The 12452-nt window shown below is 69.2% G+C and carries 15 protein-coding genes; 5 read left to right on the forward strand and 10 right to left on the reverse strand.

The features are described 5' to 3' along the window. Positions 1–10: 10 nt before the first annotated feature. The gene (locus DJ021_RS12140; protein WP_243625980.1) at positions 11–970 is read right to left on the reverse strand and encodes a mitochondrial fission ELM1 family protein; all 960 of its coding nucleotides are present in this window, start codon (positions 968–970) and stop codon (positions 11–13) included. A 32-nt stretch (positions 971–1002) separates the two neighbouring features. Next, positions 1003–1476, reverse strand: a complete 474-nt coding sequence (greA, locus tag DJ021_RS12145) for a transcription elongation factor GreA (RefSeq protein ID WP_111457792.1) — start codon at positions 1474–1476, stop codon at positions 1003–1005. 282 nt (positions 1477–1758) lie between these two features. On the opposite strand from greA, the gene DJ021_RS12150 reads away from it, so the two are divergent. Continuing rightward, positions 1759–2397, forward strand: coding sequence for a glutathione S-transferase family protein (locus tag DJ021_RS12150; RefSeq protein ID WP_111457793.1), 639 nt, complete (start codon positions 1759–1761; stop codon positions 2395–2397). Here the strand turns inward: DJ021_RS12150 and DJ021_RS12155 are convergent. Together DJ021_RS12155 and DJ021_RS12160 are read right to left on the reverse strand one after the other, a co-directional pair. Next, the gene (locus DJ021_RS12155) at positions 2394–2894 is read right to left on the reverse strand and encodes a P-loop nucleotide/nucleoside kinase family protein (RefSeq protein WP_111457794.1); all 501 of its coding nucleotides are present in this window, start codon (positions 2892–2894) and stop codon (positions 2394–2396) included. The genes DJ021_RS12150 and DJ021_RS12155 overlap by 4 nt on opposite strands. A gap of 11 nt (positions 2895–2905) precedes the next feature. Further along, positions 2906–3691 carry an SDR family NAD(P)-dependent oxidoreductase gene (locus DJ021_RS12160; protein ID WP_111457795.1) on the reverse strand — a complete coding sequence of 262 codons (786 nt, stop codon included), beginning with the start codon at positions 3689–3691 and terminating at the stop codon, positions 2906–2908. A gap of 114 nt (positions 3692–3805) precedes the next feature. On the opposite strand from DJ021_RS12160, the gene DJ021_RS12165 reads away from it, so the two are divergent. Continuing rightward, positions 3806–4354, forward strand: a complete 549-nt coding sequence (locus DJ021_RS12165; RefSeq protein ID WP_111457796.1) for a GNAT family N-acetyltransferase — start codon at positions 3806–3808, stop codon at positions 4352–4354. A gap of 17 nt (positions 4355–4371) precedes the next feature. Here the strand turns inward: DJ021_RS12165 and DJ021_RS18940 are convergent, their stop codons facing one another. The 3 genes from DJ021_RS18940 to DJ021_RS12175 all read right to left on the reverse strand — a co-directional run bounded on the left by DJ021_RS18940 (position 4372) and on the right by DJ021_RS12175 (position 8490). Next, positions 4372–4542 (reverse strand): hypothetical protein, encoded by a 171-nt coding sequence (locus DJ021_RS18940; protein ID WP_165837203.1) that lies wholly within the window; start codon positions 4540–4542, stop codon positions 4372–4374. A 244-nt stretch (positions 4543–4786) separates the two neighbouring features. Continuing rightward, positions 4787–8077, reverse strand: a complete 3291-nt coding sequence (gene carB, locus DJ021_RS12170) for a carbamoyl-phosphate synthase large subunit (protein ID WP_111457797.1) — start codon at positions 8075–8077, stop codon at positions 4787–4789. A 206-nt stretch (positions 8078–8283) separates the two neighbouring features. Further along, positions 8284–8490 (reverse strand): cold-shock protein, encoded by a 207-nt coding sequence (locus DJ021_RS12175; RefSeq protein ID WP_111457798.1) that lies wholly within the window; start codon positions 8488–8490, stop codon positions 8284–8286. Positions 8491–8770: 280 nt separating this feature from the next. Between DJ021_RS12175 and DJ021_RS12180 the strand changes: the two genes are divergently transcribed. Beyond that, positions 8771–8995, forward strand: a complete 225-nt coding sequence (locus DJ021_RS12180; RefSeq protein ID WP_111457799.1) for a hypothetical protein — start codon at positions 8771–8773, stop codon at positions 8993–8995. Between the two features lie 71 nt (positions 8996–9066). Here DJ021_RS12180 and carA read toward each other — a convergent pair whose 3' ends face one another. After that, positions 9067–10236: a glutamine-hydrolyzing carbamoyl-phosphate synthase small subunit gene (carA, locus tag DJ021_RS12185; protein WP_111457800.1), complete on the reverse strand. Its 1170-nt coding sequence runs from the start codon at positions 10234–10236 to the stop codon at positions 9067–9069. 175 nt (positions 10237–10411) lie between these two features. Between carA and DJ021_RS12190 the strand changes: the two genes are divergently transcribed. Both DJ021_RS12190 and DJ021_RS12195 read left to right on the forward strand, forming a co-directional pair. Further along, complete coding sequence (locus DJ021_RS12190) at positions 10412–10849, forward strand: DUF1330 domain-containing protein (RefSeq protein ID WP_111457801.1); 438 nt, start codon at positions 10412–10414, stop codon at positions 10847–10849. Between the two features lie 43 nt (positions 10850–10892). Then, positions 10893–11594 carry an HAD family hydrolase gene (locus DJ021_RS12195; protein ID WP_111457802.1) on the forward strand — a complete coding sequence of 234 codons (702 nt, stop codon included), beginning with the start codon at positions 10893–10895 and terminating at the stop codon, positions 11592–11594. A gap of 10 nt (positions 11595–11604) precedes the next feature. On the opposite strand, the gene DJ021_RS12200 is transcribed toward DJ021_RS12195, so the two are convergent. Then, entirely contained in the window at positions 11605–12066 is a 462-nt protein-coding gene (locus DJ021_RS12200; protein ID WP_111457803.1) for a VOC family protein, read from the reverse strand. 86 nt (positions 12067–12152) lie between these two features. Continuing rightward, positions 12153–12425, reverse strand: coding sequence for a hypothetical protein (locus tag DJ021_RS12205; RefSeq protein ID WP_111457804.1), 273 nt, complete (start codon positions 12423–12425; stop codon positions 12153–12155). Between the last annotated feature and the right edge of the window lie 27 nt (positions 12426–12452).

Here is a 12452-nt window from a genome sequence, read left to right on the forward strand (position 1 = left end):
GCAAAGGCGCCTAATTCCGCGCGTCGTAGCGGCGCAGCAGCTCCGCCGCCGCGCGGTCGGTCTCGGCGAGGGGCGTATAGTCCCAGCTCTCGAGGCGGCCGGCGAAGGGCCGGGCGCTCCCGCGCTCGCGCAGGTCGTGGTGGAAGCGGTCGAACTTTTCGCTGCGCCCTTCCAGCGCCAGCACATGCACCGGCTTGCCGGTGGCGGCGGCCTCGGTGGCCAGGTTGGTGGAGTCCTCGGTCACCAGGATCGCGTCGGCCGCGGCCAGGAAGGCGAAGTAGGGGTTGTCGCCGCGGTCGTCCCAGACGACGCCCGGCAGCCGCGCCCATTCCGCCCGCAGGATCTCCCGGGCGGCCTGCGGCGTGCGGCGCGTGAAGCTGACCAGCACCGAGCCGCCGGACGCGGTCACGGCTTCGGCGACCTCGCGGCCCATCCGCGCCGCACGCTCGGCGGGCAGGCCGAAGGCCTTCGACGCGCCCCCGACGATCACCGCCACCCGCGGCCGGGGCAGGCTCTCGAGCTTGTCGCGGAAGCGCTCCAGCTCTGCGGCCAGCTGGGCTGGCGACAGGCGGTTGGGCGAGCCGACGATGGGTAGGACGTTCGCCCCGGTCAGGCGGTCATGGATCGGTGGTACGACGAGGTCGAAAGCCTTGATCGGCTGGCGCGGGTGCTGGGTCTGCACGACGAAGGTCCGGCCGCCTGACAGCCGCCGCAGGCGCGTCGAAAGCGGCAGGGTGGCGCGTCCCGCCGCGATCCAGATGTCCGGCCAGGGCGGATGGAGGCCGCTGCCCGGGGTCAGCGTCGCCAGCAGGCCGGGGTTCAGCCGTGAGGGCAGCCGGCCGAGGCCCCACCTCCAGCCGATGCGCTTTATGACGATCTCGGCCGGCCGCAGGCGCGCAACCGCCTGCGCCAGGCCGTCGACCTGCGCCTCGATGCCGGCGCGGCCGTCGGAAACGGCCCAGATGTTCAAGCGAGGCGCGTCAGCCGCCATCGGGGAGTGGGTCAGCCCCACTCCACCTTGGTGATCTCATAGGCCTTCACGCCGGCGGGGGTGGTCACCTCGACGACGTCGCCGCTTTCCTTGCCGATCATGGCGCGGGCGATCGGCGAGGTGATCGACACCTTGCCCTGGCGCACGTCCGCCTCATGCTCGCCGACGATCTGGTAGCGGGCCTTTTCCTCGGTGTCCTCGTCGACGACCGAGACGGTGGCGCCGAACTTCACCTGCGCGCCCGAAAGCTTGGACACGTCGATCACCTGGGCGCGAGCCATCTTGTCTTCGATCTCGGCGATCTGGCCCTCGATCCAGCCCTGTCGATCCTTCGCAGCGTGGTATTCGGCGTTCTCGGAGAGATCGCCGTGCGCGCGCGCTTCACCGATGGCGGCGATCACGGCCGGCCGCTCCACGGTCTTCAAACGCTTCAGCTCTTCGTCGAGGGCCTGATAGCCCTCGGCGGTCATCGGGACTTTTTCCATGGAGATGATGGCTCGGGTTTCGCCCTAGTGAGGAGTTCGTAGATCCGGCCGCGGGCGCAGGCGTCCGGGGGGAAAGATGATAGAATTGTGCGGCGCAAAACTCAAGGGTCAGACGAGCGCCGGTATCCGAAGCCGGATAGGCGTCCTGCGCGGCCGGGCGCTGCTCTAACATGGTCACGCCGCATTTTTGCGTCATCTCCCCCGACGGCGACGGCTGGCGAACAGTCAGATGGGCGCCTAGCTAAGCCTTTGCCAGGGGCGCTTCGCCAAAAGGAGACCGGCATGGCCGCAAAGCACGGGATCACCCTCTACCATTCGCCCGCCAGCCGCGCGTTCACCGCCTACTGGATGCTGGAGGAGCTGGGCGTCGCCTTCGACGTGAAGACCATCGATATCCGCAAGGGCGAGCAGAAGAGCCCCGCCTACCTGAAGCTGAACCCGGCGGGCAAGGTGCCGACGCTCACCGACGGCCCGGTGGTGGTCAGCGAAAACCCGGCGATCGCCATCTACCTGGCCGACCGCTACGGCTACGGCACGCTGGCCCCGCGGATCGAGGATCCCGACCGCGGCGCCTATCTGAAGTGGATGGTGTTCTCGACCGCCGTGGTCGACCCCGTCGCCTCGCTGCACGCCCAGCACATCGACCTGCCGGGCTTCGACTTCTCCTTCGGGACCTACGACGACATGCTGGGCGTGCTGGTCGGCGCGCTGGCCGGCCGCGAATACCTGCTGGGCGAGCGCTTCACCGCCGCCGACGTGGTGCTGGGCGGCGCGATCTCGAACCTGCTCTACCGCAAGATCGTGCCGTCCGAGCCGGTGCTGCTGGATTACAACAGCCGGCTGACGCGCCGCGCCGCCTATCACCGGGCCGCCGACGTCACCTGGCCGCCCCACCTGTTCGCGCAGGCGACGACGACTTAGGCGCTCTCGCTGCGGATCGCGCCGACCAGCTCGTCGGCGTCGGGCGCCTCGAAGACGCCCTCGATGAACTCGAACATGTCCGGCGAGACCTCGATGGCGAAGGACTCCCCGCGCACCACGTTGCGCTCGCCGACCCGGGCCCGGCGCACCTCCTGCGGGGCGTCGACGAAGTGGAACTGCAGCGGCAGCTCCGTCGCCGTGGCGATCTCCCGCACCCGGGCGCGGTCGGCCTTGCGCATCAGGCCGATGTCGAGGATCACCGAGGTCCCGGTGGCGAGCACGGCGGCAGCCGCCGACCAGATCTGCGCCTCGCAGCGGCCGACCCGCTCGATCATCCAGTCGTATTCGAGCGGCTCGGGCATGTCGGGGCCGAACAGCCGCGCCATCCAGTCGTCGAGGATGAAGGCCACGGCGCGCTCGCGGCGGGCGAAGGCGTGGGCGTAGGTCGTCTTGCCGGCGCCGGAGGGGCCGAAGATCACGTGCAGGGTGGCGGTCATGGACGCGGTTGCTAGCGGACCGACAGGCCGCCGTCGATCACCAGTTCGGCGCCGGTGACATAGCGCGACTCTTCGGAGGCCAGCCACAGGACGCCGTTGGCGATGTCCTCCGGGTAGCCCTTGGCGCCCAGCGGCACCGCCATCGAGGAGATGGCGTCGAGGTCCGGCGGGGCGTTGGTCCCGCTGTTGGCGGGATTGATGATCGACAGCCAGATCGGGGTCTCGATGATGCCGGGATGGACGGAGTTCACCCGGATGCCGTCCTTGGCGTTGGCGCACTCCATGGCCACGGCCTTGGTGAACAGCCGCACCCCGCCCTTGGTGGCGCAGTAGCCCGCCAGGTTCGGGGCGCCCTTCAGGCCCGCGACCGAGGACATGTTGACGATCGAGCCGCCGCCGCCCGCGCGCATCAACGGGATCGCATGCTTCACGCCCAGGAACACCCCGTCGAGGTTGACGGCGGTCTGGCGGCGCCAGTCGGCGAGGGTCATCTCTAGGACCGGCCCGCCGATGCCGATGCCGGCGTTGTTGACCAGGATGTCGAGCCGGCCGTGGCGCTCGCGCACCTGGGCGATCACCGCTTCCCAGGCGGCCTCGTCGGTGACGTCGTGGCGCAGGTACTCGCCCTTGCCGCCGGCCGCGGTGATGGCGGCGAGCGTCTCGGCGCCCTTGTCGTCCTGCACGTCGGTGACGATCACCGCGGCGCCTTCCTGCGCCAGCCGCTCGGCGCAGCCGCGGCCGATGCCGCTCGCGCCGCCGGTCACCAGCGCCACCTTGCCGTTCACCCGCCCTGCCATGCCGTCCTCCCGTTTATTGTTGCGGAAGGCCTAGCTCAGCCGGCTGGCGCCGGCCAGAGCTTCAACCCCGCCGCATTCGTGCTAAGCGGCGCCCGGAGAGCGCCGAGGAGAGGCATGGACATAAGCATCCGGGAATCAGGCATCCGGGACGTGACCATCCGGCGCTGCGCGGCCTCGGACGCGCCGGCGCTGGAACTGGTGGGACGGGCGAGCTTCCTGGAGACCTATGCCGGCGTGCTGCAGGCGGCCGACATCCTGGCCTTCTGCGAGACGGAGCACGCCGCCGCCCGCTATGCCGACTGGCTGGCGCGCCAGGACTATCGGCTGTGGATCGCCGAGGCCGCGGCCGGCAGGGCGCCGGTCGGCTATGCGGTGGTCTCGCCGCCGGACCTTCCGGTGCCGACGGGCGAGGGCGACCTTGAGCTCAAGCGCATCTACACCCTGCACCGCCTGCATGGCTCAGGGCTGGGGCGACGTCTGCTGGACGCAGCGCTCGAAGGCGCGCGCCAAGCCGGCGCCAGGCGCCTGCTCCTCGGCGTGTTCGGCGGCAACGACCGTGCAAAGGCCTTCTACGCCCGCCAGGGGTTCACCCAGGCGGGCGTGCGCAGGTTCCAGGTCGGGGCGAACGCCTACGACGACCTGGTGCTGGCGCGTACTCTTTAAGGCCCTCGGCGCGCCGGTTACTGCATCCAGCTCGGCGTGCCGGATCCTGTGTTCAGGATGCCGTAGATGAGCCCCACCGCCAGAATGGCGACGGCCACGACCATCAGGACCCCCAAAAGGCCTTCAAAGCGCTCCGCAAGATGGCGGTTGCGATGATGGCGAACTTCACCTTGGTGATCGGTATGCATACCGTTTCCTCGCAATCTTCTTCTTCTGCACAAGAGGGCCGGAAGGCCCTCCGCCAGACTGCGATAGGCGTCACGAAGACGCCGTTCCGGCCGCTCTATGGGGCCGCCGGAGCGCGCCCTCGCACCTGTCTAAGCCAGGCGATGCAGCGAGGTTGCGCCCTCAAAGAACATCGGTCAATCAGTAGCTGCGCCGCGCGCCCCGGCGCGCCGGCGGTGTGGTTTGGCGATCACGCAACCTTTACGCTCAGGCGTAGCTTTGCAGCGGCCGGACCTCGAGCGGGCCCTCGGCCATGGCGACGATGGCCTGGGCGGCGGCCAACGCCCCCGCGGCGGTGGTGAAATAGGGGATCTTCATCATCAGCGCCGAGCGGCGGATCTCGAAGCTGTCGACCAGCGACTGCTTGCCCTCGGTGGTGTTGAAGACCAGTTGCACGCCGCCGTTCTTCATGGCGTCGACGATGTGCGGGCGGCCTTCCAGCACCTTCTTCACGTGCTCCACCTTCAGGCCCTCGCCGGCCAGGTAGGCCTCGGTGCCGGCGGTGGCCAGCACCCGGAAGCCCTGCGCCAGCAGCAGGCGGACCGGCTCCAGGATCCAAGGCTTGTCGGCGTCGCGCACCGAGACGAAGACGCAGCCGCCCTTGGGCAGGGTGACGCCGCCGCCGAGCTGGCTCTTGGCGAAGGCCCGCGCGAAGGCGGGGCCGCGGTCCTTTTCGCCCGGGCGCACCCAGTCGAGGCCCATGACCTCGCCGGTGGAGCGCATCTCGGGGCCCAGCACGGTGTCGACGCCGGCGAAGCGGGCGAACGGGAAGACGGCTTCCTTCACCGCCACGTGGTCGTAGGGCGTCTCCACCAGGCCGAAGCCGGCCAGCGGCTCGCCGGCCATCACCTTGGCGGCGATCGCCGCCAGCGGCCGGCCGATGGTCTTGGCCACGAAGGGCACGGTCCGGCTGGCGCGCGGATTGACCTCCAGGACGTAGATCCGCGGGTTTTCGGAGTGCGGCTCCTCGATGGCGAACTGCACGTTCATCAGGCCGCGCACCTTCAGGGCGAAGGCCATGGCCTCGGTCTGCCGTTTCAGCTCGGCGATGGTTTCCGGCTTCAGCGAGAAGGGGGGCATGCAGCAGGCGCTGTCGCCGGAGTGCACGCCGGCTTCCTCGATGTGCTCCATGACGCCGGCCACGAACACCGTCTCACCGTCGCACAGGGCGTCCACGTCCACTTCGGTGGCGCGGCTGAGGTATTGGTCGATCAGCACGGGGCTGTCGCCGGACACCTGCACGGCGGTGCGGACGTAGCGGTCGAGCTGTTCGTCGTCGCGGACGATCTCCATGGCCCGGCCGCCGAGCACGTAGGAGGGCCGGATCACTACCGGGTAGCCGACCTGATGCGCGCCGGCGAAGGCTTCGTCGCGGGAGCGGGCGATGGCGTTGATCGGCTGCTGGATCTTCAGCCGGTGCAGCAGTTGCTGGAAGCGCTCGCGGTCCTCCGCCAGGTCGATGGCGTCGGGCGAGGTGCCGAGGATCGGGATCCCCGCGTCCTCCAGGGGCTTGGCGAGCTTCAGCGGCGTCTGGCCGCCGAACTGCACGATCACGCCCAGCAGCTCGCCGCGCGAGCGCTCGACCTCGATCAGCTCCAGCACGTCCTCGGCGGTCAGCGGCTCGAAGTAGAGCCGGTCGGACGTGTCGTAGTCGGTGGAGACCGTCTCCGGGTTGCAGTTGACCATGATCGACTCCACGCCGATCTCGTCGAGCGCGAAGGCCGCGTGGCAGCAGCAGTAGTCGAACTCGATGCCCTGGCCGATGCGGTTGGGGCCGCCGCCGAGGATGATCGCCTTCTTGCGGTCGGACGGGTCGCTCTCGTTGTCGGGGATCTGGCCCAGCGCCCCGCTCTCGTAGGTCGAGTACATGTACGGGGTGTCGGCGCGGAACTCGCCGGCGCAGGTGTCGATGCGCTTGAACACCGGGCGCACGCCCAGGCCGCGGCGCTGCTCGCGCACTTCGGCCTCGGTGGTGTGGGTGAGCTTGGCGAGGCGGGCGTCGGAGAAGCCCTGGGCCTTGAGGGCGCGGAAGGCCGCCGCGCTGGTCGGCAGGCCGTCGGCGCGGACGCGGGCCTCCTCGCGGACCAGGGTCTCGATCTGGCGCAGGAACCACGGCTCGTAGGAACAGGCCGCGTGGATCTCGTCGCAGGTGAGGCCGGCGCGGAAGGCCTGGGCGATCACCAGCAGGCGGTCGGGCGTCGGCTGGCCCAGTGCGCGCAGCACCGCGGCGTGGTGCATCTCCGGATCGTCGGCGTTGGCGATCTCGATCTCGTCGAGACCGGTCAGCCCGGTCTCCAGGCCGCGCAGCGCCTTCTGCAGGCTCTCGGCGAAGGTGCGGCCGATGGCCATGACCTCGCCGACCGATTTCATGGAGGTGCTGAGGGTGGCTTCCGCGCCGGGGTACTTCTCGAAGGCGAAGCGCGGGATCTTGGTGACCACGTAGTCGATCGACGGCTCGAACGAGGCCGGCGTCGCCCCGGTGATGTCGTTCATCAGCTCGTCGAGCGTGTAGCCGACCGCCAGGCGGGCGGCGACCTTGGCGATCGGGAAGCCGGTGGCCTTGGACGCTAGCGCCGAGGACCGCGAGACCCGCGGGTTCATCTCGATCACCACCATGCGCCCGTCGGCGGGATTGACCGCGAACTGCACGTTGGAGCCGCCGGTCTCGACGCCGATCTCGCGCAGCACCGCGATCGAGGCGCGGCGCATCCACTGGTATTCCTTGTCGGTCAGGGTCAGCGCCGGGGCGACGGTGATCGAATCGCCGGTGTGCACGCCCATCGGGTCGATGTTCTCGATCGAGCAGACGATGATGCAGTTGTCCGCCTTGTCCCGGACCACCTCCATCTCGTACTCCTTCCAGCCGAGCACGCTCTCCTCGATGAGCACCTCGGTGGTCGGCGACAGGTCCAGTCCGCGCTCGACGATCTCGCGGAACTCCTCGACGTTGTAGGCGATGCCGCCGCCGGTCCCGGCCAGCGTGAACGAGGGGCGGATGATCGCGGGCAGGCCGACGAATTCCAGGCCCTCCATGGCCTCGTCGAGGGTGTGGGCGGCCTTGGACTTCGGGCTCTCCAGCCCGATGGCGTCCATGGCGTTGCGGAATTTCTGGCGGTCCTCGGCCTTGTCGATGACGTCGGCCCTGGCCCCGATCATCTCCACCCCGTACCTGGCCAGTACGCCCATGCTTTCGAGAGCCAGCGCGGTGTTCAGCGCGGTCTGGCCGCCCATGGTCGGCAGGAGGGCGTCCGGGCGCTCCTTCTCGATGATCTTCTCGACCATCTCCGGGGTGATCGGCTCGATGTAGGTGGCGTCGGCGACGTCCGGGTCGGTCATGATCGTCGCCGGGTTGGAGTTCACCAGCACGATCCGGTAGCCCTCGGCGCGCAGCGCCTTGCAGGCCTGGACGCCCGAGTAGTCGAACTCACACGCCTGGCCGATGACGATCGGGCCCGCGCCGATGATCAGGATCGAGGAAATGTCAGTGCGTTTGGGCATTTTTCTTCGCGCGCAAGGGCGGCCGCGCGACGAAGCGCGCCCGACACCGGTCAGAACTGCAGGTTAAGGCGCCGATTTAGAGAGGACATCGCGCCCGCGCAAGCGCGCGCTGCCTGCGACGTTCCGCGCAACGAAAATGGGCCGGCGCTGAGGCCGGCCCATCACATTGGCTTGGCGGGGTTTTCACCCCGCAATCCGTCAGTTCGCTAGGCCTGAAGCTGGCCCGCGGAGGTCTTCCCGCTGCGCGGGTCCTTCTCGAGTTCGTAGGTGACCTTCTGGCCCTCGTCGAGCGCGCGCAGACCGGCGCGTTCCACGGCCGAGATGTGCACGAAGACGTCGGGGCCGCCCTCATCAGGCTGGATGAAGCCGTAGCCCTTGGTTCCGTTGAACCATTTCACGGTGCCGGTAGCCATGTAGTTCTTAGTCCTTCGATGGGTCATTCCGATCGACGCAAGCATTTGCGCCGCCGATCAAGTTCGCGAAGGATCGGGAGGCAGGTCCGGCGCCCGGATTCCGAGCGGGGAAAGTCGGCCGAACCGAGACGAATTCGATAGGCGGGAGCCTGAATGAAATTCGCCGCAGAGGCAAGCTGGCCAAAAAAACCTTGGAATTTCGGCAACTAATTCGCGGCCAAGCCATATATCTAACGAGGGTGGCGCAATCTTCCGCGCCGCGACGGTGGAGACGCGTTTCATGAGCCTGATCGAAAAGATCCCCGAAATGAGCGACGAGGAAGTCGTCAATCTGCTGACCAACGCGCGCCGGCTGCAGGCCCAGGGGGACGAAAAACAGCAAGCCGCCGCGGCCGAGCTGCTGCCCACGCTCGAGGAAGTCGCCGACCAGCGCCGCACGGCCCGGCTCGAAGCCACCCAGGCCAAGCGCGCCGCCGCCCGCCGCCCGAAGAAGGTCGCCGCCTGACGGCGGTCCCGCCGGGCATTCAAAAGTAGAAAGCGGGATGAAACCGCCGGCCGCTCGCGCTCGGCGCGGGCCTACCGCGCCCGGTCCATGAACCCGGCGAAGCGCTCGAACAGATAGAGCGAATCCGTCGGCCCCGGAGAGGCTTCCGGGTGGTGCTGGACGCTGAACACCGGGCGGTCGGCCAGGGCGATGCCGGCGTTGGTGCCGTCGAACAGCGAGACGTGGGTCTCGACGACGGGGGCGGGCAGGCTGTCGCGGTCGACGGTGAAGCCGTGGTTCATGGAGACGATCTCCACCTTGCCGGTGGTCAGGTCCTTCACCGGGTGGTTCGCGCCGTGGTGGCCTTGCTCCATCTTGACGGTGCGGGCGCCCAGCGCCAGCGACAGCATCTGGTGGCCCAGGCAGATACCGAACACCGGCGTGCCGGAGTCCACCAGCTTGCGGATCTCAGGCACCGCGTATTCGCCGGTGGCGGCCGGGTCGCCGGGGCCGTTGGAGAGCAGCACGCCGTCCGGCTTGCGGGCCAGGATCTCCTCGGCGGTCGTGGAGGCCGGCACCACCGTGGCGCGGGCGCCGACCGAGGTCAGGGCGCGCAGGATGTTGCGCTTCACGCCGTAGTCGACGACCACCACCTCGTACTTGGGCTTGTCCGCCAGCTTGGCGTAGCCCTGCGGCCACGACCACAGGCCCTCGTCATAGACGAAGGGCTGCAGGCAGGAGGCGTCCTTGGCGAGGTCCAGGCCCACCAGCCCGGTCCACGCCTGCGCCCGGGCGACCAGGGCCTCGAGGTCGAACTCGCCGTCCGGATGGTGGGCGATGACCGCGTGCGGCATGCCGTGCTCGCGGATCTTGCGGGTCAGCGCGCGGGTGTCGACGCCGGCCAGCCCCACGACGCCGCGGCGCGACATCCAGGTCTGCAGGTCGACGTCGGCGCGCCAGTTCGCCGGAGCCGTGGGCACGTCGCGGAAGATCGCGCCGCGGGCGGCGGTCTCGGCCGCGCCCGACATCTGCTCGATGTCCTGCAGGTTGGTCCCGACGTTGCCGATGTGCGGGAAGGTGAAGGCGACGATCTGGGCCATGTAGGAGGGGTCCGTCAGGATCTCCTGGTAGCCGGTCATGGCGGTGTTGAAGCAGACCTCGCCCACCGCCTCGCCGACCGCGCCGACGCCGACGCCCTGCAGGATGGTCCCGTCGGCCAGGGCCAGCACGCCGGTCGCGCCGGGCAAGAGATCGCGGCTCATGAGGCGGGTCCTTTTTCGGGTCGACGGAGGGTCGCAAAAAAGCGGGCCAGGGTGAACCCCGCCGGCCCGCTCAAAACGGTCGCGTAGTTAGGGACTGTAACCCGCGCGGTCAATGCGGCTGACCTTCGCGACGCCGCGCGCTAGCGTGGCGCAACGGCGCAGGGAGGCGCATGCCATGGCAGACGGCCATATCGATCCCGACCGGCAGGCCTGGGACGTCTTCAAGTCCCTGCCGAGGGACCGGCCGATCCAGATGCTCAACCTGATCCGCCTGAAGCCGAAGGCGGAGTATCCGGCCGACCACCCCGACCACGGCAGGGACCTCAGCGGGCTCGACGCCTATCGGGCTTATGGGCGCACGACCGCGGCGCTGTTCAAGCGGCTGGGCGGGCGGCAGGTCTGGGCCGGCCAGCCGCAGGTGATGGTCACCGGGCCGCGGTCCGAGGCCTGGGACCTGGCCTTCATCGCCGAATATCCGAACGCGGACGCCTTCATGGCCATGGTGCGCGATCCCGAATACCGGGAGTTCGTGAAGCACCGGACGGCGGCGGTGGCCGATTCTCGCCTGTTGCGGCTGGCGCCGCTGACGCCGGGCGAGGGGTTCGGCGAGTAGCCGCGGCCTGGACTTGGCCGTGGCCTGGCTTAATGAGCCGGCCATGCGGATCACCACGGTCGGCCTCGATGCCGACGACACCCTTTGGCACAACGAGACCATCTTCCGGCTGACCCAGGACCGGTTCCGCGCCCTGATGGCCGATGTCGCCGCGCCGGAGGTGCTGGAAGCGCGGCTGGCGGCGGTGGAGAAGCGCAACCTCTCGCTCTACGGCTACGGGGTGAAGGGCTTCACCCTGTCGATGATCGAGACCGCCATGGAACTCACCGGCAACGCGGCGCCGGCGCGGCTGGTCTCCGACATCCTGGCCGCCGGGCGCGAGATGCTGAGCCATCCGGTGGAGCCGCTGCCCGGCGTCGAGCAGGCGCTGGCGGAGCTGTCGGAGCACCACCGCCTGGTGCTGATCACCAAGGGCGACCTGCTGCACCAGGAACAGAAGCTGGCGGCGTCCGGCCTGGGCGACCTGTTCGTCGGCGTCGAGATCGTCAGCGAGAAGGACGCCGGCACCTACGCCCGGGTGTTTGAGCGGCACGGGACCGGCGCGGCCGAGGCGGCGATGTGCGGCAACTCCATGCGCTCGGACATCCTGCCGGCGCTGGAGGCCGGCGCCTGGGCCGCCCACGTGCCCTATCCGCTGGTCTGGGCGCACGAGCTGGCGGAGGCCCCGGGCGAGCATCCGCGGTTCGCGGAGCTCGCCTCGATTTCCGAGCTGCCGGCCTGGGTGAGGACCGTCGCCCAGGCTTGATCTAGCCCGCTTACGCTGCCCGCAGCTTGGCTATGTCGATCTTGGTCATCTGCATCATCGCCTGCATCACCCGGCCGGCCTTCGCGCGGTCGGGGTCGCTGAGCAGCTCCACCAGGACGGTGGGGACGATCTGCCAGGAGAGGCCGAACTTGTCCTTGAGCCAGGCGCATTGGCTGGCTTGGCCGCCTTCGGTGAGCCGGTCCCAGAGCTCGTCCACCTCCGCCTGGTCCTTGCAGTCGACGACGAAGGAGACGGCCTCGGTGAATTTGAAGTGCGGCCCGCCGTTCAGCGCGGTGAACCGCTGGCCTTCGAGCTCGAAGTCGGCGGTCATGACGCTGCCCTTCGGCCCGGGCCCGGACTCGCCGTAGCGGACGACGTTCAGGATCTTCGAGTTCTTGAAGATCGAGACGTAGAAATTCATCGCCTCCTCGGCCTGGTCGTCGAACCAGAGGAAGGGGTGGATCTTCTGCATGGCGTCGTCCTCGCGGTTGGCGGTCGTCAGACCCCAGGACGATCGGGCGCGCTCCGCGCCGACACCTCGGCCGGCAAATCGTCTGCTCAGGAGCCGGCGGGCCGCCGCCGCTGCGGACTGACGACTGCGGCGCGCCGAAGCTGGCCGGTCCACCGGCGGGCGGCCGCCAGCAGCGAGGTGGCCATGACGAGGGCGAAGATCATGAACCAGAACAGCTCGCGGGTGCGCCCGTGTGCCGCGTCCTGGACGTCCTCGGCGGATCGACCGCCCAACAGGGAGCTGACGCCGAAATACTCGAGGCCGCCCATCACCATCAGGGTGATCAGCAAAGCGCCCCCGAGGCGCAACCACATCACCATGCCAATCCTCAAAACCGATGCAGCGCT

This window comes from Phenylobacterium hankyongense (genome assembly GCF_003254505.1).
In the GTDB taxonomy this organism is placed as follows: Bacteria; Pseudomonadota; Alphaproteobacteria; order Caulobacterales; family Caulobacteraceae; genus Phenylobacterium; species Phenylobacterium hankyongense.